This window comes from Desulfothermus sp., from assembly GCF_053993635.1.
In genome coordinates this window covers 14,678-38,058 of the sequence record NZ_JBMYBT010000062.1, presented here as the reverse complement: position 1 = coordinate 38,058, position 23,381 = coordinate 14,678, and the positions used below count along the sequence as shown (strand labels likewise).

General features: G+C 36.0%; 21 protein-coding genes. 6 read left to right on the top strand and 15 right to left on the bottom strand.

What is annotated here, in order from left to right:
* The 15 genes from ACY2V1_RS04420 to ACY2V1_RS04350 form a co-directional block, all read right to left on the bottom strand.
* A partial coding sequence (locus tag ACY2V1_RS04420; RefSeq protein ID WP_461833589.1) for a hypothetical protein occupies positions 1 to 244 on the bottom strand: 244 nt, incomplete at its 3' end.
* 155 nt (positions 245 to 399) lie between these two features.
* Positions 400 to 2,046, bottom strand: coding sequence for an alginate export family protein (locus tag ACY2V1_RS04415; protein ID WP_461833588.1), 1,647 nt, complete (start codon positions 2,044 to 2,046; stop codon positions 400 to 402).
* Positions 2,047 to 2,185: 139 nt separating this feature from the next.
* Positions 2,186 to 3,352, bottom strand: a complete 1,167-nt coding sequence (locus tag ACY2V1_RS04410; RefSeq protein WP_461833587.1) for a (Fe-S)-binding protein — start codon at positions 3,350 to 3,352, stop codon at positions 2,186 to 2,188.
* A 3-nt stretch (positions 3,353 to 3,355) separates the two neighbouring features.
* A complete protein-coding gene (locus ACY2V1_RS04405; protein WP_461833586.1) occupies positions 3,356 to 4,735 on the bottom strand; it encodes an FAD-binding oxidoreductase in 1,380 nt (459 codons plus the stop codon).
* A 19-nt stretch (positions 4,736 to 4,754) separates the two neighbouring features.
* Positions 4,755 to 5,780: a heterodisulfide reductase-related iron-sulfur binding cluster gene (locus tag ACY2V1_RS04400; protein ID WP_461833585.1), complete on the bottom strand. Its 1,026-nt coding sequence runs from the start codon at positions 5,778 to 5,780 to the stop codon at positions 4,755 to 4,757.
* 141 nt (positions 5,781 to 5,921) lie between these two features.
* Positions 5,922 to 7,796: an acyl-CoA synthetase gene (locus ACY2V1_RS04395; RefSeq protein WP_461833584.1), complete on the bottom strand. Its 1,875-nt coding sequence runs from the start codon at positions 7,794 to 7,796 to the stop codon at positions 5,922 to 5,924.
* 54 nt (positions 7,797 to 7,850) lie between these two features.
* A complete protein-coding gene (locus tag ACY2V1_RS04390; protein WP_461833583.1) occupies positions 7,851 to 9,449 on the bottom strand; it encodes an AMP-binding protein in 1,599 nt (532 codons plus the stop codon).
* 52 nt (positions 9,450 to 9,501) lie between these two features.
* A complete protein-coding gene (locus ACY2V1_RS04385; protein ID WP_461833582.1) occupies positions 9,502 to 10,380 on the bottom strand; it encodes a MaoC/PaaZ C-terminal domain-containing protein in 879 nt (292 codons plus the stop codon).
* Positions 10,381 to 10,400: 20 nt separating this feature from the next.
* Complete coding sequence (locus ACY2V1_RS04380; RefSeq protein ID WP_461833581.1) at positions 10,401 to 11,213, bottom strand: SCP2 sterol-binding domain-containing protein; 813 nt, start codon at positions 11,211 to 11,213, stop codon at positions 10,401 to 10,403.
* Between the two features lie 12 nt (positions 11,214 to 11,225).
* The gene (locus tag ACY2V1_RS04375; protein ID WP_461833580.1) at positions 11,226 to 12,416 is read right to left on the bottom strand and encodes a thiolase C-terminal domain-containing protein; all 1,191 of its coding nucleotides are present in this window, start codon (positions 12,414 to 12,416) and stop codon (positions 11,226 to 11,228) included.
* Positions 12,417 to 12,427: 11 nt separating this feature from the next.
* Positions 12,428 to 13,564: a thiolase C-terminal domain-containing protein gene (locus ACY2V1_RS04370; protein ID WP_461833579.1), complete on the bottom strand. Its 1,137-nt coding sequence runs from the start codon at positions 13,562 to 13,564 to the stop codon at positions 12,428 to 12,430.
* Positions 13,565 to 13,583: 19 nt separating this feature from the next.
* Complete coding sequence (locus tag ACY2V1_RS04365; RefSeq protein ID WP_461833578.1) at positions 13,584 to 14,132, bottom strand: PHP-associated domain-containing protein; 549 nt, start codon at positions 14,130 to 14,132, stop codon at positions 13,584 to 13,586.
* The gene (locus tag ACY2V1_RS04360) at positions 14,122 to 14,781 is read right to left on the bottom strand and encodes a TetR/AcrR family transcriptional regulator (protein WP_461833577.1); all 660 of its coding nucleotides are present in this window, start codon (positions 14,779 to 14,781) and stop codon (positions 14,122 to 14,124) included. Before ACY2V1_RS04360 ends, ACY2V1_RS04365 begins: the two co-directional genes overlap by 11 nt.
* Before the next feature lie 19 nt (positions 14,782 to 14,800).
* The gene (locus ACY2V1_RS04355) at positions 14,801 to 15,901 is read right to left on the bottom strand and encodes an acyl-CoA dehydrogenase family protein (RefSeq protein ID WP_461833576.1); all 1,101 of its coding nucleotides are present in this window, start codon (positions 15,899 to 15,901) and stop codon (positions 14,801 to 14,803) included.
* 17 nt (positions 15,902 to 15,918) lie between these two features.
* Entirely contained in the window at positions 15,919 to 17,061 is a 1,143-nt protein-coding gene (locus ACY2V1_RS04350; protein WP_461833575.1) for an acyl-CoA dehydrogenase family protein, read from the bottom strand.
* Positions 17,062 to 17,322: 261 nt separating this feature from the next.
* On the opposite strand from ACY2V1_RS04350, the gene ACY2V1_RS04345 reads away from it, so the two are divergent.
* From ACY2V1_RS04345 to hcp, 6 genes are all read left to right on the top strand, one after another.
* On the top strand, positions 17,323 to 19,404 hold the full coding sequence (locus tag ACY2V1_RS04345; RefSeq protein WP_461833574.1) for an ASKHA domain-containing protein: 2,082 nt from the start codon (positions 17,323 to 17,325) through the stop codon (positions 19,402 to 19,404).
* 353 nt (positions 19,405 to 19,757) lie between these two features.
* Positions 19,758 to 19,967 carry a hypothetical protein gene (locus tag ACY2V1_RS04340; protein ID WP_461833573.1) on the top strand — a complete coding sequence of 70 codons (210 nt, stop codon included), beginning with the start codon at positions 19,758 to 19,760 and terminating at the stop codon, positions 19,965 to 19,967.
* Positions 19,968 to 19,970: 3 nt separating this feature from the next.
* A complete protein-coding gene (locus ACY2V1_RS04335) occupies positions 19,971 to 20,168 on the top strand; it encodes a ferredoxin (RefSeq protein WP_461833572.1) in 198 nt (65 codons plus the stop codon).
* Between the two features lie 26 nt (positions 20,169 to 20,194).
* Entirely contained in the window at positions 20,195 to 20,926 is a 732-nt protein-coding gene (locus ACY2V1_RS04330; protein ID WP_461833571.1) for an HD domain-containing protein, read from the top strand.
* Positions 20,927 to 20,931: 5 nt separating this feature from the next.
* Positions 20,932 to 21,654 carry an ATP-binding protein gene (locus ACY2V1_RS04325; protein ID WP_461833570.1) on the top strand — a complete coding sequence of 241 codons (723 nt, stop codon included), beginning with the start codon at positions 20,932 to 20,934 and terminating at the stop codon, positions 21,652 to 21,654.
* Between the two features lie 31 nt (positions 21,655 to 21,685).
* Positions 21,686 to 23,344 (top strand): hydroxylamine reductase, encoded by a 1,659-nt coding sequence (gene hcp, locus ACY2V1_RS04320; protein WP_461833569.1) that lies wholly within the window; start codon positions 21,686 to 21,688, stop codon positions 23,342 to 23,344.
* The last annotated feature ends 37 nt before the right edge of the window (positions 23,345 to 23,381 follow it).

Here is a 23,381-nt window from a genome sequence, read left to right as displayed (position 1 = left end):
TATTAAAAAATCCCTTTAAGTCTATGGTGTCCTTTGGAGTGGGCCTCTGTCTAAAGTAATCTCCAGATATCAAAAAGGGCTGATCTACTACTATTCTTCTCACATCAGCATTGGACAATGTGCCGTTTACTTTTGTATTTGATACTATATCTGGTTTTTCTCCTCCTATCCCTGCACATGAAAAAATAAATAACAAAAATGGCAAGATAAATTTAAATCTTTCTTGCAGACAAAATCTAGACATAACCTTCCTCCATTTTTTAAGCAGTTTAACAAACCAAAATAAAGAGTCTATAGAAATTTAATAACTCCTTTTTTATAAATTTTCCATAAAAAAAGTCCCCCTTTTTTGGGGGACTTTGCTTTTAAGGGACTGTGTTTTCTTAAATAGTCTCTAATTTAAAATGTCCAGATGAGCTCAGCAGCAAACCTCATTGCAGTGTCATCGCTCTCAGGTCCTGGTCTTCCTCCTACAGCTGTCAAGGCACTAGTCACGTCTTCTATTACATCCCCTGCAAAGAAAAAGGAAGCCTGGCCTTTAATAAAGGTGTGTTTTGACAGGGCAAGGGTAAGCTCATTGTCCCATTCTGTTCCAACATAATCACCGTCTACCTTAGTGGTAGTAGCACCATCAGCAAAACTGGTAACCACTATATCTTCGTTCCACCAGAAAGAATTTACATTTGTCCTGTAGATAATGAATCTTTTTGGAGCAACAGTTAGACCACAGGAGAGCATGGTCATACCTGGGTTATCTCCTCTGCCTCCACCAAGACCAGCAGTGTTCTGTAGTCCTCCAGTAAAAATTGGAGTTCCATTTCCATAAAGTTCAGGAAGATATCCATAGAGCATAGTACCCAGAACAAGGTTGGTATCCCCAATTATTGTATTTTCGCCGCCCCAATATTTAGAAAACCTCTGAGCATTTTCTACACCTGTGTACCCATTCAATTCATCGTCGTCTGCATCGTCATCTCCAGAGGTATAGAAAAATCCAATATGTGGCTTAAAGGTAAATCCAATCAAGTCTTTTAAATCATACGCAATATCTCCTGCAAATGCATATGCAGAAATATCGTAATCATCATGGGCATAACCTTTAACATCATCTACTGTTCCAAACTGATATACACCTTCTAAAAAAAATTCAAACCCTGCGAATTTTCCTGTGTAATAGGCACCTAGATGATGGGATTGGACATCTGGTGCATTTCCCATGGTGTCAGTAAGATAATTCAGAAAACTTCCTGTTTTTACATTTTCTATTTGGTCATATGCATAGAATACTTTTACCTTATGTGCCCCATACTTGTATGTTACATAACCAGCATATAGGTCCCTGTCATTGTTATTTGCATCTTCCAGATCCGCTATACTGTTTTGAAAATTATTCTCACCTAATTTAAAATAACCTATATTGAATGATATAGCACCATAGTTTCCTGTAATCCAAAAACCAGGATTATCATCCCCATACACAAGTCCACCACCATCCATAACATCTAATCCCCAGATATCCCATCCAGCATGAAGTCTAAGTCCAAATGGAAGCGCCATAGTACCATGGAGTCTTTCTAAACCAAAATCACTGTGATCATCTGTCTTACCACCCCTCTCATCAACTGTTGCGGTTTCTAATGGTCTATCAAATTCTAACGCTGCATAAAAACTCCACCTTCTGTCCTTTGGCATAGCATTAAAATATAGACGGTCCTCTGACCTTATGTAACCATTATTAACCCATCCACTTTCATTAACATGGTCTTTAAAAAAGGATTTATTTAAAGCTCCTCCCAAATAACCAGGCAAACCCATGTCCTCTAAATCATCTGCCATACCAAAATCCCAATCTGTCTCTGATGTTGGAATTATCCTAATCTGACCGCCAAAGGACATTAAGATGTCCTTTTGAGTTGCTATAGCAACACTACCAGGTCCAACCAACACTTCTTTTGTAATGTCAGTTGCTTCATCAGATGCAAAACTAAAGGAAGCAACAAAGACCATTAATAAGGACAAGATCATCAATTTTAACCATCTGTTCATACCTAATACCTCCTTTTGCTTTTGGTTACACAGTCCCTTAAAATAACCTATCGGTCAGTTAAAAAAGTTGCAATAATTATAAACGAAGTTTTTTACTTGTGTCAATATGTTTTTTAAAAAAATTAGTTAACACAAAAAGTTATGCAATTTCCGTAATAAATTGAACTACGTCTACTACATTTACTTTGGGACTTAAGCTCAGTGTTTTCTCTGCATCCTTAAAGAATACCAAACAAATGGGGCACGAGACAACTACCCTATCAACACCTATTTTTGCTGCTTCTACGAGCCTTTGTTTTGCTGTTGTCTCTGAATTTTTCTGGGTTAATGAGGTGTAGAAATTTCCTCCCCCACCACCACAACACAGGGAATCCATTTTATTTCTGGGAAGTTCTACAAATTCCACTGGCAAAAAGTTTAAAATTTTTCTAACTGTAGAAAAATCCTTTAAATACCTGCCCAAATAACATGGATCATGATAGGTTATCTTTATGGACTTACCATTATATTTGATGTCCTTTTGTATCTCAGATAAATTTTCCAAAATTATATGTGTAATATGGTATAGTTCAAAATTTACATCAAAAAATTGAGGATATAAATTTTTAAAACAATAATAGCTATGGGGAGAAATAAAAATTATCTTTTGCACCTTTGAATCTTTTATATTTTTAACAAGTTTACCTGCTATTTGTTTAAATAACTCTGTCTCCCCAAGATTATATGCTTCAAGACCATCGGATGTCTCACCTTGCTTTAACAATCCAAAAGATATATTCATGCGTCTTAATAATTCTATAGTTGATACAGCCATTTCATTTGCAACAGGGTCAAAACAACATTCATCCCCTACATATAATAGGTATTCATGTTTATTTATATCATATTCTTCTACATCCTCTGCCCATTGAAATCTCTTTTTATTTGATATTCCAAATCCATTTTTAAATTTATATAAATTGGTCAAATAATCCCTCACACCTGGTGGCACCTTTCCTTCATCTATTAACTTCTCTTTTGCCTGTCTAAACACATCTAACAATAAATCCCTAAACTCAGGAAAGGCACAGTAATTAATGCAATTTGCACATGTTGCGCAAGAATATAAAATTTCTTGGAATCTCAAGCTAGAATCTAAATCCCCATTTAACCATTCCCTAATGAGCCACATCCTTCCCCCAGGTGAATATGTCTCAAATCTATAAGAAAAATAGCTTGGACAATTAAAATTCATATAATCTGATGGGAATTTACAATATCCACATCTAAAGCACCTGTGAATAATACTCAATAATTCTTTATCCATAACTCAATCCTCCCAATTTCCAGGACTCATGATGTGATTTGGGTCCATTAAATTTTTTATCTTAAATAAAAGTGTCTTGGTGTTTTTATCCATTCTTTTTAAAATTTCCTTTTGAGCTGGTATCTCTGCCTTCCACGGTATCCCACCAAGCTCAAGTATTTTAATATTTGTTTCATAAAGTGCATTTTGTGCCTTCTTAATATCATCTTTATCTGCCCTATTAAATGCATAGGCGTAAAAAAACATCATGCAGTGATTATTACCAATTATCCTTGAGCCAAGGGAATAGGTAACCCTATTTTTTTCAGCTACTTCAAGGCCTATTCTATATGCATCAGGAAATAAATTTGAAGGAATCATTGCCCCTACATATTCAAATCCACCCCCTTTATTTGCATCTGCGAACCTCACCAGATCTTTTCCAGGTACATCCAAAAATCTCTTTTTCATAAAAGGAAGCAGAGGCAAAAAACCAGCAACCTTTTTGTCAATAAACTCTCTTACCTGTTCAAACAAAAGGTCTCTCTTAAAAATCAACTCTTTCTTTGTCTTTGCCCCATATATTACATTGCAATGTAAAAAACCTTTTGCCCATAAAGGTTTTGGAGTCATCCAAGTAATCACGTCTTCTGCTATATGTATATCTGTTATCCTATATATCAATTCTGACATGAGGTCTGGGTCTTCACATACAAGCACCCTTACATCAGACAAAGGATGGGCAGGATATAATTTAAGGCCGATTTTTGTGATAATCCCAGTAGTTGCAAACCATCCAAGAAATAGGCCAGACAAATCTGGAAGCGGGGCCTTGGCAAACCAATTATTTGATACAGAACAGCTACCTGTTCTCATAATTTCGCCATTTGCAAGAACCACTTCCAGACCTGTTACCATATCAGAGTGAAAGCCCCCTAAAAAAGAGAGGTGTCCAGAGCCATGTATGGCAATATTGCCCCCAATGGTGGCAGCTGGTGGAGCATCTGGCATGGAATGCTTTAAATGGGGATAATTTTTCTTAAGATATGCCTGTAATTTTCCCTGTGATACCCCTGCCTCCACTACTACATAGCGACTCTTTTCATTTACCTCTAAGATCTTATCCATCCTTTTAATATCTAATAAAATTCCACCTTTTATTGGTCTATGAAGCCCTGAGAGGGTAAGACCTGCGCCCATACAATATACTGGTATCCTGTTTTCATTGGCTAGAGACAAAATTTTACTGATCTGCTCACTATTTTCAGGCAAAACAACGACATCAGGTAAGTAAGGCTCCATTGTGCCACCGTCCCTTGAATAAAAAAATCTCTCTTCTTTATGAGTGGAGACAAATTCCCTTCCAACTATATCCATTAATTTTTCTATTACTTTCTGGCTCATAATATATCTCCTGCTAATTTTATATCTCTCCTAAAGCATGCCTAACCAAGTCTGATACATGTATTGGAAACAATCCTTCAGATGCTACTTCTTCCCCAAGTGTCATCATACACATTGGACAATTAAAAACAGCAAAATTTGCGCCTGTATCTTTCATATCCATTATATTTTCTTTTTGAAGTTCATCTGCCTCTCTGTCTTTTTGTTGGATCCTGATAACACTGCCACAACAAAGGGGAGTTTCTTTATCATATTTTCTCTTCACCCTTGTTGCTCCAATCCTGTGAAAAATCTTGTCCAAAACTTCATCCATTTCAGGACATAACCTATTGGAACAGGGTCTTTGATAGGCTATCTTTACATTTAATGATTTAATGTCTGACTTTAATTGGTCTAATTTATTTAATATATACTCAAAAACATGAACAGGTCGAAATGGCACTTCAATTCCATAGGCAGGGGCAAGGTGTTTAAAGGCACCATAACATTCATCGTGAAAACAGATTATTTCATCTGTGCTACTATCCTTGATATAATATTCATAAATATTCTGAATCATCTTTGGAAGTCTCTCTAATATAACAGACATATTTGCAAAATGAAGCCACATAATATTACAAAATATATCCCCGCCCCAAATAATAGATGCACCCTCATATAATTTGCCCTTTATATTATCAATAAGCTGGGGAAACAGACACATATCAATAATTGGTGGAGAAAGAGGCTCCTTTTTTATCCTATTTTTAGGCCCCATCATCCTTAGCTGCTGTTTAAATATTGGGTCAGGTACATTTTTAATACCTAATTTTTCCTGCAGCTCTACAATTTGATAAAAAGGATGATTATTATTTGGACAGTGTTCTTCACATCCATAACACGTTATACAATTATCCAGGACTTCTGAATATTCTCCTCGCAATATTTTATTTTTTTCTTCCCTTGCCTTTTGTATGTTACTTAAATCCTGATACCAACACTTTGTTAAACAATCTACACTACTACATGAATAACAAATATCAGGATCATATTTTAATGAATACATATACATCTCCCTTTAACCAAATTTTGTCTAATTGGAATAAACTGGTTATTGTTGGATCACATCATTCAATCCTATAGGTTATAACATCAGATAATCAACCTAAGTTTGTCAAAATTTTTGAAAAACTTAGATTAAACTAAGCTACTCTTTAATATTAATTTCATAGTAAAATGGATAAGTGCTGAAAAGTTCACTAATCTTACTTCTTAATTCATCCTTACTCACATTTTCTGCTGGAGTAGCTTCAATATTTACCTTTGTTCCATGGAGTTTATCCTCTCCAACATCAACAGAAAACTCTTTCATAAATTCTTTTATCTTTTCAAGTTCACCTTCAAATGTCCTCTTGGCTGCATCCCACCTAAGGGCTGGTTTAAAGACTTTGCCAACTGGTGTTAAGGGAATCTGGTCAACTATTATAATCTGTTTTGGCACAGCTGCCCTCTCACCAATATTCTTCCTTGCAAATTCCATGAGTTGTTCTTCTGTTATTTTAGCGCCCTCAATTAATTCAACATAAGCAATAGGTACCTCTCCAGCATATGAATCTGGTTTTCCAACTGCTGCTGCTGTCTTTACTTCTGGAAGCTTATATAAGGTCTCTTCTATGATAGATGGGTCAATATTGTGCCCTCCTCTAATTATTAAATCCTTTTTTCTTCCTGTTAAAAACAAATATCCATCTTCATCAATTCGACCCAAATCTCCTGTGTTAAACCATCCTTGTTTTGGCCAAATCCCCTTGTTGTGCTCTTCTTCCACATAGCCTTTAAATACACACGGGCCACTTATACACACCACTCCAATTTCATTAGTCTTGGCTTCCCTTACAAATTTGTTATCCTCGTCTAAAATAAACGTGGCAACTTTCTGATACGGAAGCCTTATTCCAACACTACCAATTTTTCGCTCTCCATCCTTTGGATTCACGCATGATGCAACAGCAACCTCTGTGAGTCCATATCCTTCTAAAATTTTCATTTTAGTCTTTTCTTCAAAACGTTTAAACAACTCCACACTTAAAGGTGCTGCTCCACAAACAACATATCTAAGGGAAGATATATCTCTCCCTTCAACAGGTACATCTAATAACGTTGAGAGTACTGTTGGCACACAGCTAAAAAATACTGGTTTAAATTCTTCAACAATTTTATAAAAATTTTTGATTATGCTGGGTTCTCTGTATCCCTTTGGAGATAGCATCACAACATGCCCACCAATTGAGAAGGGCATAAGACCTGTAACAATAGTGCCATTGCAATGAAATAAAGGAAGTCCTACCATTACTGCCTCCCCTGGATTTAGACCAGCTCCCCATTTTAAATCATATGTTACAACTACTTCATTAAAATGAGTACGTCTTGCCAATTTTGGTCTTCCTGTAGTCCCACCTGTGTGGTATATGGATGCAATGTCATCTGGTTTTATGTTTCTGTTAAAATCTAAGCTCTCTCCATTATAATTTTCTATAACTTCCTCATATCCAATTATATTTTTTGACTCATCAGATGGACCCATTATCCTTATTACATGGGTCAAAGATGGGACATGATCAATTATCTGTTCTACTTTTTCCCATATATCAGCGCCAGGGAATTGTCCTAGGGCCACAAGTACCTTTGTATTTGCTGCATTTAAAATCTCTTTTATTACCTGTGGTTCTAAAAGTGGATTTATGGGACTAGCTATTCCAGCGACCTCTGCACCCCACAAAACATAATGGGTCTGTGGTAGGTTTGGAAGTATATAACTTACCACATCGTTTTCTCTAACTCCTAAATCATACAATAAATTTGCAGTCTGTCTTATCTTTTTTAAAAATTCTCTGTAATTGATTACTTGAGGATTTTTATAACTATCTCCATTTATAAGAAAGCTTATAGCAGGAGCATCTGGATTTATAGATGCTCCATTTACAATCATTTCATAAGTACTTTTCTCTTTTACCCTTTGTTCCAAAGGAATCTTTTCTATCTCTTCTACGTCTTTTAAATTTCTAATCACAAAATTTTCCATCTCTTTTCCCTCCTTAAATTATAAATTTTGCAATTATTTCTTTAATAGTTTATCTTATTTTTCGATCTCATATAGATCTTTATACTTTTCTCTCAATATGTTCTTTTGAAATTTTCCTGTAGCAGTTTTTGGAACTTGATCCAATATTACTACTTTTTTAGGAACTTCAAATGGAGCGAGTTGTTTTTTACATAGAGCAATAATTTCATCTGGCTGAATATCTTCTCCTGGTAAGACCTCTATAAATGCGGTGACCGCTTCTCCCCATTTTTCATGTGGAAGACCAACAACAGCTGCTCCTATTATTTTTGGATGAGATAAAATTACCCGCTCCACTTTTATTGAAGGGACATTTTCACCACCTGTCTTGATCATGTCTTTTTTTCTGTCAACAAAGACTAAAAGTCCATCTTCATCAAAGTATCCTAAATCTCCTGAATGATGCCAACCATATTGGAATGCTTCTTCAGTGGCTTCATCATTTTTTAAATAACCATTCATTACAGCAGGACCTCTCCATACTATTTCACCAATCTTTCCTGAAGGAAGGATATTTCCAAACTCATCCATAACAGCTGTATCTAATACCAATGCAGATTCTCCCCAATAATTTCCTTGTTTTTTTAATTGCCACTTACCTTTAAAACAATTGGTAGAAGGAAAGCACTCCGTTTGTCCTGTTCCCAACATAAATTCTACATCATTCCCAAATAGTTCCATTCCCTTTTTTAATGTATTTTCATCCATTGGAGTCATGGCATAGATGCAGTTTTTAACACTTGAAATATCAACTTTTTTACTTAAAGGATGTTCTATTAATGCCTTATACATCATTGGGAGACAGAATATATGATTTATTTTTTCTCTTTCTATGGCTTTAAGTAATATCTCAGGATCAAATGAGGGGAATATTACAGTAGTTCCGCCTATATGTAATATGGAGATAGTCAATGTCTGTTGAGCACAGTGAAATAAAGGCATAAGGGTTGTTCCAACAATATCTGAGCTAAACCCCACCTCTATCAAATTACTAAGTGACATTATAAATACAGATAAATGGGATATCTGGACTCCCTTTGGCCTGGAAGTTGTCCCACTTGTATACAAAATTTCAAAATTATCTCTATCTTGTATAATCACGTCCTCAATTTCATCGTTTTTTTGAGGGACAAGTGGATTTAAAATTATTATATCTTTATCAACCTGAACATTGGTTATTGGCAGGGAAATAAAATGGTTTATAAAATTTAAATTGGGTATGTAATCTTTAAAATTATTGTACAACCTGTCATCAAAAATAATGGACTTTACTTCAGAATGTTTAAGGATATACAACAGATCATCTGGATTTAATAATGGATTTATTGGAACAGCCTCAAAACCTCCTTTGGCACAACCTACGAGACATATCAAATATTCAGTGGAATTTGGACCAATAAGCCCTATTCTATCGCCTTTTTTCAACCCAAACTCTCTCATTTTCCATACAAAAGAATTTAGACAATCATTGAGCTCTTTATAATTAAGCTCAATTTTCTCATCACCCCTGTATTCTACCACAGCAGTTTTTTTAGGTGATGAAAATCCCCTTCTTCTAAAAATGTCACCAATACATACCCGTTGTACTAGATTTTTATTTAATTCAAAAGACATCTCCCCCTCCCTTTATTTTTTTTTCATGGGGCGAATTTGCCCCATAAAATTTTTATCCCTTAGGTGGCATTACTATTGCCTCCCCGTCTGCTATTATCTCTCCTTTTTGATTTATAAATTTTAGCGCCATTTTTACCCACTTCTTTTCTTCAATTTTCTCCTTCACTGTGGCAATTGCAGTGATTGTATCTCCAAAATAGGTGGGTCTTCTAAATCTTGTATTGATCTCTATTGCCACGGTACCAAGGCCAGGCAATTTGGTACCCAACACAGGGGCAATTAAACTCTGGGGAACTACTCCATGTGCCACCCTTTTTCCAAAAATTCCTTTTTTAGAATATTCCTCATTCACGTGCATGGGATTAAAATCACCAGATATACCAGCAAAAAGATATACATCTGTCTCAGTTATGGTCTTTGTAAAAGATGCACTCATGCCTATTTCAAGTTCTTCATAGGTGTATCCAACTTCAAAGACAAAATAATCAACTGGTTCAAAATGAGATATATTTAATATTGTATCAGTTGGGGTATTTGAAAAAATTGCCCTTACCCTGATATTTGATTTCATTTTATTTATTGGGACATTTTTTATTATGTGGACAAAGGGTGTATCTGCTTTATCTAATTTTATTAAACCTAAAATAAATGGAGGTTTCTCTGGATAGTGGTCTTCATAGGAATTTACTACTGTATAACTTAAAACAGTTCCTTCCTTGGATACCTCTTCTAAATTGTCTTTTATATCTAAAAAGCATCTATCACATATGCTTCTTGGAGGCACATATACTGTATTACATTTTTTACATCTTGTCCCAATTATTTTGTGTTCTTTCTCCAAGGTCTTTATAAATTTTGATCCCAATCTTCCTGCAAAATATTGATAAGGTAATGCCAACTTACCATGCACTATAAAACTATTCCTATACATAGTCGATCTCCTTCATCTATTTAATCTTCTACTAATTCAAAGTATTTAATATCAGTAATGGCTCCAGTCCTTTTTTCATTCCATACAGGTCTTACCCTAACACCCCTCTTTAGTTTCTCATGTGGAGTATCTGGATCAATCTCGTGCCAGAAAGTATCAGGGTCTTCACATCCATCTAAAAGGATATATGCAGTAATGTAAGGAGTCTTTCTGATCTCGCCAGTTAAAGGATCTGGTGAGGCGTAAAACACGATATCTGCCACTGTGAGTCTACCTTCTGGTCCAACCTCTACCCATTCACTTGCCTCCACTTTACAGATAGCACATACCTCCCTTGGAGGACATTGCATTCTCCCACATTTTGGGCACTTATTGGCCATAATTTTTTTCTTCTTTAAATTATTAAGAAAAAATCCCATGACCTCACCTGTTGAAAAACGCTGAGGTATTGATAAGATTTTCCTAAGTCGTACTAATTCTTCCCTTTCTTCTCCATTATCTATTTGATATTTTTTAAAAAATTTAGCTGACTGCTGCGCAATTTGAGCGTCGCCTGTTATCTTTAATCTTCCTGCTGAAATGGCATTTACTGGGTCCAACTTGCCCAGAGTAAAGCTAATAAAATCTTCATCATTCATAGATATAACCACATCTGGATCATTTAGTCCATCTTCAATTATTACTTTTCCCTTATCTATTTTTACTGTCCATTTGCCACCCATCTCACCTGAAATATCGTAACCAAGGGAGCAAACTACGTCTTTTATAATGTGTTCATTTGCCCTGTTCTTAAAACTCAAAATAATATCTTTAACAGTTAAGTTTTTATCCATCGTCCCCCTCCCCTATCTCTCTGGTTTATCTGCTGTTAAAATACCTAGAACAGTCCAAAAAGTGCCACCAAATCCAGAGGCAAGGGCCTTATTTACCTCTTTTTTAACCTGGTGTTCTCCAGCCTTTCCCATTATCTGTAGGGCAGCTTCTGCAAATCTCACCATGGCAGTGGCACCAATGGGATTTGAAGCTATAACTCCGCCAGATGGATTTACAGGAAATTTGCCATCTATTAAAATTTCTCTATTTTCCACCAGTTTTAAGTGCTCATCCCCATCAAAGAGGAGAAATTCTCTCAGCCAATCAACTCCCCACCAACTCGATGGATCGTACATTTCAAACACATCAAACTCATTTACTGGGTCATTTATATTATTTCTTTTAAATAAGGCTTCTGCTGCGTGTCTGTGTGTTGATTTTTCTTTTTTAAAACCAAAGAGTGTACCCATGTGTTCTTCTCTATGGACAGTTACATGATCTAATATCCAGGCAGGTCTATCACAAATCTCTTTTGCCTTATCTTCAGATGCTAAAATAACCACACACGCCCCATCGCTCTGGGAGCACATATGTATCATCCTGAGCTCACCTACAAGCTGGGGAGAATTATTCATTAAATCCTCTGCCATATCAAAATTAAGCCCAAGCCTTCTGTGTGCCTTTGGATTTTTCATTGCGTGCATATCCATAATAATGCGATAATCTATTGAGGCCTTTTTTGCCCTTTCTTCCCCAAATTCTTCAATCATCTGTGTGGCTGTGATCCCAACTAGCGCGCCACTTTGTAATTTTCTACCCCAGAGTGGATCTGCCATATTTGTTATACCGCCTGTGGTGTGCCCTTCTTGTAATTTTTCAAACCCTATTGCCATTACTATATCGTGCATTCCAGATGCAACCAGGGCATCAGCAGCACACACTAAGGTAGCACCAGTTGTTCCACCTGTTGTAAGCCTTAGACACTCTTTACCTGATGCACCTGTACCAATCGTATGCCACAAATCGGGCTGGTATATCATCTCAAAAAGTTCCATATTCCCGTGTACTATACAATCTATATCATCCATTGTAAGAGACGTTTGTTCTAAGGCCTCAAAAATTGCCTCACTAATCATTTCAGGTTGATTCACATCTTCCCTATGGGAAGAATATTTGGTTTGACCAACCCCAACTATTGCAACTTCCCTTTTTCTATCTCTCATAATCCCCCTCCTTAATTATCCCTTGATAAAACTACTGCGGAGTTAAATTGAGCAGCTGGCCCCATGGAACTCTGAACAATGGCAGTTTTTGGATCCTGAATTTGATTTTCCGAGATCCCCTTTAGTTGTTTAATGGCCTCAACAACCCTAAAAAGCCCACCTAAAATAAGGGGTGCGCCAATGAGCATCCCACCTGATAAATTTATATTTTTTTCATCAAGGCCACCACTTTTGATAAACGAAGATACGTCTTCTAGGTTACAGAAACCTAAATTTGTCAGATACAGAGGCAACTGGTAGGCATATTGGTCTGAGAATTCATATATATCTATTGAATCCAGACTGGTGTTTGCCCTATCCAATGTTCTGGAAACTGCCTTTTTCAATGAGCCTAAATTAATAAGATCTCCATTACCTGGGAAATAGGTATCCATTGAACATCCAACTCCAGTGACCCATACAGGATCCTTACATATCTCTTTTGCCTTTTTTTCAGAGGCCAAAATAAACCCAACAGCACCATCTGAAACTGGATATGCATGTAGCTCTCTTATGGGTTTGGCCAAATATTTAGATGCAATTACTTCCTCTACACTTACAGGTGTAAGATTTGGATACAATACATTTTTGCTCCCCCTCTCTCTTGCCCGCACCACTATTTGAGCAAGTTCATCCTCTCCAATATTAGCTCTATCCAAAAATGTCTGTGCCTGAAGAGCAGCTGCAATCTGAAAATCAAGACCAACTGGCCTTGCATAAAAAGGATCAAAGGCCATGTGAGTGACCATATTTCTTGACTTTGCCTGAGATTCCTTACAATGACCAACCACCATTACAACATCTGCAATACCAGAATTTATAACACTGCATGCATAATAAATCGCCTGCAAACCTTCCTGTGCCACCTTTTCTTCACATCTATAATGGGCGCCCAGTACGTCAGTCATAGCATTATCTGATATGGTTCTGGCATCAAATACATCGTCAGACACACTAATAGTCATTTCTATGCCTGAATCACTAAAATCAAGGGAAGTCTGTTCTAACAGGTCTTTTACCACTTCAAATGCCATTTCCTGGAACCTTTGATACCACTTATCTGATTCAACACTGGTCTGGGAAAAGGCGCATATACCTATTTTTTCCATGTCCTCCTCCATAATTTTTTTAAATAAAACAATTCCAAAAATCCCCTGCCTTTATTTTTCTTAAAATTATGTCCTTATCTAAAGGTGCGTCCATCTCAATCCATGCCCTGCCACACATCCTAACATTGTGGGCATCGTCTGTAGCAACCTTTGGATAGTTAATAATTTCCTTATCTATCTCTGGTGTATAAAATCCCCTTGAAGTAATCTCCACTGCATGGATTCCAATTAGCCTATCTGTCATTTGTATCTTTTTTAAAATCTCATCTATACTCATATTCAGATCAGCTGGGTGGTTAAAGATTCTTAAAACTTCATTTTGTCCATAGATTTCGTTTACATGTACATATCCAGATACAAAAACAGTTTTTTCTATACCTTTAAATATCAAGATGTCTTCACTAAGCTCATCTAACACATCATAACAGCCATTTTTCATTAAAAAGTCATGATCAGTAAAGGCTATAAAATCAAATCCCTTTGATTTATATATGTCAATCGCCTCAAATATATCCATTTCACCATCTGAGCATAGGGTATGGATATGAAGGGCACCTCTAATTATCATTTAACTTACCTATAATGAGATTTTTTACACCACCATATATAAAATCAAGGACATCTTCCCCTATTTGTTTTATATGAGTTCCATTATTAATTAAAAAATGATATGAAATCTTTTCAAAAAGTCCTACAACAATAGTTGCTATCACTTCAATTGACATCTTTGATTTATATTGAATTTTATGATGATCTTTTATTTTAATTAAGGCATTCATTATATCTTTTATTAATTTATCAAAAAGCTCCTGCCTTGCTTTTTCTATGTCAGGGGTTTGTCCTACAGACTCCCTCATAAGTATCAAGATATGATCTGGATATTTTTGGCACACTTCATAAAAAAAAATCCTACCTGCATTTAGAAATCCTTCAATGCTCCCGCTTTTTTTCCTAAATTCCTCGCCCAAAGCCCTCCTCAAAATCCGACCAATATCACGAATTAGTTGTATCATAATATCTTCTTTGTTCTTAAAATAAAAATACACCGTACCAACTGCAATTTCAGAACTCTGAGCAATATCTTGTATGGTTGTTTTATTATAACCCTTTTTACAAAAATGTTTCAGTGCAGAAGATAAAATAATATTGTATCTTTGCTGTTTTTCTTTTAGTCTTCTCTTGGCTGCTACTGAAAGCTCTTTTTTATCTGTTTCCATGTATAAAGACCCCCTTATATCAGATTTTTTTATATCCCAGACACAAATCTCCAAGATTAACCCTTGACACTTCAGTAGATGTTCCATTTACCTGGAAAAATTTTGAAAGCATTAGTATATTACCTGAGAGATATTTATCTGTAAATCCATATGTTGAGAGTATTGAAAGCGCACTACTTGCTATATTTTCCAATGATTCAAGACAGAACACCTTGGCAACAAGGTTTGTCTCATAAGATTGTTTTTTATTCTCTGTATTCATGGCTTTAGCAGCTATTAAATAAGATGCATCAAGCAAGGTCTTCATCTCAGCCAATTTAAAACCCACTTCCTGATAGGCAATTATTGGTTTTCGTCCATTTTTATGTTGTTTTGCAAACACTCTCGCCTCTTCAAAACTCTTTTGCATAAGCCCAATTGAACCTGGAATCAAAATACGATTTATGGAATAAAAAAAGTTGTCCAAAAAATTTTTATCTAATATAGGACCTACACATCTATCTTTGGAAATTTTCTTGTCTTTTATTAGTATCTCTGATATTGTCAATAAATCAATACCATATAAATTTTCTCTAGATTTTATTTCAACTTCATCTTTGTTTAATATAAAAAAGATTGGATTATCTTCATATTTTGCTAATAACAACACATAATCAGCCCAATCCAAAAATAAGACATTTTTTTTCGGCCCTGATACAATATAATAATCTCCATTTAAAATTGCTGTAGTAGTTATCTCTTTTAAATGGAAATTCATATTATCTTCAACATATGCTGGAATTATAATATTTTTTGAATTCATGATTGAGCTTATATAATCAGATAAATCTTGATCTTTCAAAATGTTACGTATAAACTTTATTCCTAATTCAGCTATTAAATATAAATAAAAATTTTTTGAACATAGATCGCTCTTTATTTTAAATAAGATTGAATTTAAATTAATCTCTTCATCAACTATTTTTCTTGTGTCAAAGTAAATGGTCTTAGACAACTTATTTATTATATCTGATAGATTTGCTTTATTATATAAAAAGGAACCATCACCAGGTATCTGGTTTAAGATATAAGAAAAATCTTCAATTATTTTTCTTTCTTTCTCATTAAAATCAAATCTCATCTCCCCCTCCCATAAATTTAAAGCATACGCGATATTATCACTTTCTGAATATCTGATGTTCCTCCACCAATAGGTGCAAGCCTTCCATCCCTAAATACCCTCTCTATATCAAATTCATGGGTATAGCCATTACCACCATGGAGCACCATGGCATCATTGGTGGGCTTTAGACTAAAATCTCCAACATACAATTTTGCAACTGCTGCCTCTAGATGGTTTATTGGCCTACCTTGATCCTTACACCATGCGATTTTATATGTTAAAAGCCTGGCTGTTTCATAGAATATCTTAATGTCTGCTATCTTGTGCTTTATTGCCTGGAATTTTCCAATGGGTCTATCAAATTGGATCCTTTTTTTTGCATAATCTATACATCTATCTAAAATATACTTTGTGGCACCAACAAATGGAGCGAGCAGCGCACTTCTATCCCATTCAACTGTTTCAAGTGCCATTAAAAAACCTTCTCCCTCTTTTCCCAACAAATTTTCTTCTGGGATTTCACAATTATTAAATATTAATTCTGAGGTCTGGGAGGTCTTAACACCCATTTTCTCGATTGGAGGCCCAGCAGAAAATCCAGGAGTATTTTTTTCCACAATAAATGCAGAAATTCCTTCGTGCTTTTTGGAGGGGTCTGTCTTGGCATAAATAACTGCCACATCTGCAATTGGTCCATTGGTAATCCACATCTTGGTCCCATTTAGCACATATCTATCTCCCTTTTTTTCAGCAACAGTACTCATTGATGCCACATCAGAACCTGCATTTGGTTCAGATAACCCCATACACCCTATATACTCCCCTGTGATTAATTTAGGGAGATACTTCTCAACCTGCTCTTTTGTGCCATGACGAAAAATAGTGTCTGCACACAAAAAGGTGTGGGCACCATAGGAAAGGGTAAGGCCTCCATCAACACCAGCTTCACCAAGGGCTTCAGCAGCTATTACAGTGGTTAAAACATCTGCCCCTCCACCACCTAAATACTCTGGAAAGTGGAGGCCAAGAATGCCAAATTCCCCTAATTTTCTAAATGACTCAAAATCAAACTCTCCCTTTTTTTCAAACTCTCTAACCCTTGGAACAATCTCTTTTTTTGCAAAATTTATCACCTCCCTCTTAAACATCCTCTGCTCTTTACTTAGATTAAAATCCATCTCCCCCTCCCTTTTGAATAAGATTCTTTTACTGAATAAGATTCTTTTATTGAATTAAATTCAATAAAACAAAAAATCTAAATTTTTGTCAATAAAAAAAATTTTCTGGCCTTAAACTTGCTTATAATCCATCTGGAATTTAATTTATTTTTATTAATTTTTTATTAACCTAATGAAATTATAGATATTTTAAAAAAATTAAATAAGTCTGTTAATTCTAAATGTTAACCTATATTAACTTCTGTTAAGGAGGAGAATGTCATGGGAAAGTGCATAAATCATCCAGACAGGGAGACCAATTACCTATGCATGAAGCACAATGTGTATTTATGCGATGAATGTCTCACATGTCAGGACCCTGAGCTTTACTGCAAGTTTAGATCATCTTGTCCCATCTGGTTTATTTATAAGGAGAGGAAAAAACGGGAAAGGGAACAAGAAGAGCAAGATAAGACCGAAAAGGTAAAAGTAGTTTTTTTACCTGACAAAAAAGAAGTTTTGGTGGAAGCAAAAACCAACCTTTTAGATGCTGCAAGGGCAGCTGGGATCAAGTTAAATGCATCGTGTAATGGAGCAGGAGCGTGTGGAAAATGTAAATTAATTGTTAAAAAAGGGGACATAGAGACAAATCCAACAGTGTTGTTGAGTGAGAAAGAAAAGCAGATGGGATATGTGTTAGCCTGCCAGACAAAGGTATTAGAAGATGTGGAGGTTGAAATTCCGCCTGAAACAATAGAGAGACAAATGGTCTGCGCAGGTCAAGGAAAAGAAGCTACTGAAAAACTAAAGGGACTTGTTGAGACCATTGAACCAGTTCATCATGAAGTTGAACTGCATTTAGATCCCCCCACACTGGAAGACTCTGTAAGTGATTTAGATAGACTCTTTAGAGGGCTTAAAAAATTGGGCTATGATACAACCAGAATGACAGAAAGTTTAAAGGTAATTCAAGATTTGGCAAATGTAATGAGGGCCCAAAACTGGCATATAACAACATCTATTATAACAAGGGATTGTTCCAATGAAATAGTTGCAGTAAGACCAGGTCAAAATAAAGAAAGAAACCTTGGAATTGCAGTTGATCTCGGAACCACTACAATAGTTGTGTATCTTGTAGACATGTCAACAGGAGAAATCTTGGGTGCTCTAGGAGACCACAACAAACAGGCTGCGTGTGGAGATGACGTGATAAATCGCATTGTATGTGCTGAAAAAGACGGGGTAAAAAAACTCAGCAAAATGGCAAAATCCACTATAAATGGCCTTATAAATGAGATCTTAAATACCGTTGGGGCAGATCATAGGGAAATAAAAAATGTAGTTGTGTCAGGAAACACAACCATGACCCATCTCTTTTTAGGCATAGAACCAAGATATATTAGAAGAAAACCTTATATACCAACAGCTAGCCAGTATCCTATATTTAAGGCAATGGAGCTAGGTCTTAGGACCAATCCAATGGCAGCAGTATATGTAATGCCTGGACCAGCAAGTTATGTAGGCGGAGACATTGTATCTGGAGTACTATACTGTAACATTCACAAAGATGATAAACTTACACTATTTGTAGATGTGGGAACAAATGGGGAGATTGTCCTTGGGAATAAGGAGTGGTTACTCACTGCCTCTTGCTCAGCAGGACCAGCCTTTGAAGGTGGTGGAATTAGATTTGGCATGAGGGCAGAAATTGGAGCAATAGAAAAGGTAAAAATAGACCCTCAAAGCCTTGAACCTGAAATAAAGGTAGTTGGAGATGTAAAGCCCAGGGGAATTTGTGGGTCTGGAATGATCGATCTTATGGCAGAGATGTTAAAAAACAAGATAATTCAACCAAACGGAAAATTCAATTTAGACACAACACATCCCAGGATAAAGGAAGAAAATGGAGAAAAACAGTACATCCTAGCCCTTGCAAATAAAGAAACCGAGCTTGAACAGGATATAGTATTCACAGAATCTGATATAAGTAATCTAATCAGGAGCAAAGGCGCTATCTACGCTGGGTTTAGGGTACTTTTAAAACAGGCAGGACTTAGTTTCAATGACTTAGATCAAATGTTAATTGCAGGTGGTTTTGGAGAACATTTGGATGTTGAAAGGGCAATCACCATTGGTCTTTTACCAGATATAGACCGATCCAAATTTAAATACGTGGGAAACAGCTCCATTGCTGGTGCTTATATGTGCCTGCTCTCAAAAGAGGCACGTAAGCAGGCAAGGGAAATATGTAATTCTATGACTTACATCGATTTTAGCGACAACAATGAATTTATGGAGGAGTTTACCTCTGCCCTGTTTTTACCCCATACCGAATTAAAAGATTTCCCTAGCGTAAAATTGTAGCCATCCCCTGTAACTCAAGTTTGTCAAAACCTTTGACAAACTTGAGTTACTATTTTTTATAAATTTTATATGTCTCATCTCACTGTCTCATAATTAATTTGAAACATACATTTACCCCTTGAAAACTCCCTAGAAATATTGTTTTTTATATGTGTCTCAATTTAAGTGTCTCAAAGAAAATTCCTTTTTAAAAAATGTGTTTCAAAAATTTCAAAAATTTTTTTATAATATTCCCATAAAACCCGTATTCTCGTTGCTTTCAAATTTTGTAATATCAAAGATTCTATGTGGCACGCTAGTTGCTCAAAACATATTACAAATTGAAAATGAAAAAAAATAAGCAGGAAATAATTATGGAAAACAAAAATACAGATTCCCACTTTACTTATGAGTATTTAGAACAAGTTAATGAACTAATTAAAGATATGTTGGCCTTATCAAATATGGGAATAAAAGAATTTAAGGGAAATGATTTTTTGGTACTATGTGGAGTTATAAGAGACTCAGCATTTAATATAAAAAAAACCTTAACAAAAATAACTGATACAAAAATTGGAGGATAAAAAATGGCCAGAGAAATTACAATTAATCAGGAAGAGTGTCTTGGATGCGAAAGTTGTGTTGAAATCTGTCCAGATGTTTTTGGTTTTGATGAATCAGAACAAAAGGCGTATGTAAAACAATTAGAAGGTTGTGATGACGATGTAATCAGGGAAGCTGTGGATAGCTGCCCTGCTGGTTGTATAACTTTTATACCTGAATAAAAAATAAGTTGTAGGAGATAAAAAATATGAAATGTCCAGGTCAAGATACACAATTTTGGGATCACTCTGCTGTTTTTGAAGTAAAATGTCCAAATTGTGGAAAAGAAGTAGAATTTTTTAAGGACGACACAATGAGAAAATGTCCCCATTGCGGACATAAGTTTTTAAATCCAAAGATGGATTTTGGTTGTGCTGCATATTGCCAGTACGCTGAACAGTGCCTTGGAAATCTTCCTCCAGAGCTTTTGGCCCAGAGAAAAGACATGCTCAAAGATAGGGTCGCAATAGAGATGAAACGAAGGTTTGGTCAGGATTTTAAAAGGATTGGACATGCTGTAAAAGTAGCCAGATATGCTGAGCAGATTGCAAGGGATGAGGGAGCTGATATGGGAGTTGTGCTAATAGCTGCATATCTACATGACATAGGAATAAAAGAGGCAGAAAAAAAATATAACTCTTGTGCTGCAAAATATCAGGAAGAATTAGGGCCTCCTCTAGCTGAGGAAATCCTTAAAAAACTAGGGGCAGACGATGCACTTATAAAAGAGGTCTGTGATATAATAGCACATCACCATCATCCAAGGGAAGATGATACAATTAATTTTAAGTGCGTATTTGATGCAGACACCATTGTGAATCTGGAAGAAAAAATAAAAAAACAGGAAATTTCCAAAGAAAAATTAGAAGAAATTGTTAATAAAAAATTTCTCACAAAAACTGGAAAAAATTTAGCAAAAAAGGTATTAATTAAGGAGTAATTTTTATGAAGGTACTGAGAAAAATAATAGAAATTGATGAAGAAAAGTGTGATGGGTGCGGGCGATGTGTGCCAGCATGTGAAGAAGGTGCCATTCAAATTATCGATGGAAAGGCAAGACTGATCGCTGAAAAATACTGTGACGGACTTGGAGCCTGCCTTGGGGAATGCCCAAATGATGCAATTAGGCTCGTTGAGAGGGAAGCAGAAGACTTTGATGAAGAAGCTGTCCAGGAATATTTAAAATCCAATCCTAAACATAAGGACCAACTAGCATGTGGTTGTCCATCCAGCCAGGTTCAAATCCTGTCTAAAGACATATCTAAATCCCATGCTGAACCCAAATTAACCTCTGCCCTATCTCATTGGCCAGTTATGATTAAGCTTGTTCCACCACATGCACCATTTTTACAAAATGCAGACATTCTCGTAGTGGCTGACTGTGTGCCTGTGGCATATCCAAATCTTCACAGAGATATTTTGCCAGGAAAGGTGATTATGATTGGGTGTCCAAAATTTGATGATCGCGACGAATATGTGGATAAATTCAAGCAGATCTTTTCTAAAAACAACATAAATTCTGTTGAAGTCCTTATTATGACGGTTCCGTGTTGCTCTGCCCTGCCCTCAATTGTAAAAAAAGGAATGGAAAATAGTGGGAAAAATATCCCAATTAAACAGACAGTTATAAGTCCAGAAGGCAACATTGTAGACAATTTAATCAAATAGTTAACAAATAAAACTAAAAAAGGAGTAGTGTATGTTTTGTAATCAGTGTCAGGAAACTGCAAAAAACCAGGGTTGTACAAAGGTCGGGGTATGCGGCAAGAAAGAAGATTTAGCGAATCTTCAGGATCTTTTAATCTACCTGGTAGAAGGCATATCTATTTATGCCAACAAACTAAAAGAACTAGAGGATGTGGACAATAGTGTTGGCAGATTTGTATGTGAGGCCATGTTTAGTACCATTACAAATGTGGGATGGGATAATGAGAAGTTCGAAGATTGGATTAAAAGGGCCCTTAAAGTAAGGGAAGGGGTAAAGGAAAAATTCCTTGCAGCGTACAAAAACAAATATGGAAAAGAATTTAATGAGCCCTTAGATGATGCTGCCACATGGACAAGCTCAGACCCAAAGGATTTTTATGAAAAGGCCAAAGAAGCAGGCTGGCTCAGGTTTGAAAATGAAGATTTAAGGTCATTAAAACAAACCATTTGTTATGCTGTTAAGGGAATCTGCGCCTATGCTGACCATGCTGCACTTCTGGGATTTGAAGACAAGGATATCTATAATTTTATTTTTGAAGCAATGGCGGCTATGACAGAAGACCTCTCAGTTGATGAGCTATTTAATTTAACACTCAAGACTGGCGAATATGGCGTTAAGACCATGGCGCTTCTAGATGAGGCAAACACATCAACCTATGGCCATCCAGAAATCACTGAAGTATATTTAGGTGTTAGAAACAATCCAGGGATCTTGATAAGTGGCCATGACCTAAAGGATTTAGAAGAACTTCTTGAACAGACAAAGGGAACAGGAATTGATGTATATACCCATGGAGAGATGCTCCCTGCACATTATTATCCTGCATTTAAAAAATATGACCATTTTGTTGGAAACTATGGTAGCTCCTGGTGGCATCAAAACAAGGAATTTGAATCTTTTAATGGTCCAATTATCCTCACAACCAACTGTCTAATACCTGTTAAAGGTAATTATTTGGACAGATTGTTTACAACTGGTGTGGTTAATTATCCAGGGGCAATACATATTGAAGATAGGCCAAAAGGTGGAAGTAAGGACTTTTCAAAAGTGATTGAAAGGGCAAAATCCTGTCCAGCCCCAACACCTTTAGAAGACAAAAAGATTGTTGGTGGTTTTGCCAGAAATCAGGTACTTGGACTTGCTGATAAAATAGTAGATGCAGTTAAGTCTGGTGCCATTAAAAGATTTATAGTCATGGCAGGATGTGATGGCCGGCAGAAAAAAAGGGAATATTACACAGAAGTTGCAAAAAACCTCCCAAAAGACACTGTTATCTTAACAGCTGGGTGTGCAAAATATAGATATATAAAACTAGATCTCGGAGATATTGGCGGAATTCCAAGGATTTTAGATGCTGGACAGTGTAATGATTGTTATTCCCTTGCAGTTATTGCCCTTAAATTAAAAGAAGTTTTCGGCGTTGATGATATAAATGAGTTACCAATATCCTTTGATATTGGATGGTATGAACAAAAGGCCATAACTGTATTTCTGGCACTTCTTTACCTTGGCTTTAAAGGCCTTAGGGTTGGACCAACTTTTCCAGGATTTTTCTCACCAAATATTGCAAAAACTTTGGTAGAAAAATTTGATCTAAAGCCAATAGGAGATCCAAAAGAAGATATTGAAGCAATGATGCAGGGGAAATAACCATTTAATTAAATTTTAATTTCATAAAACCCGGGCA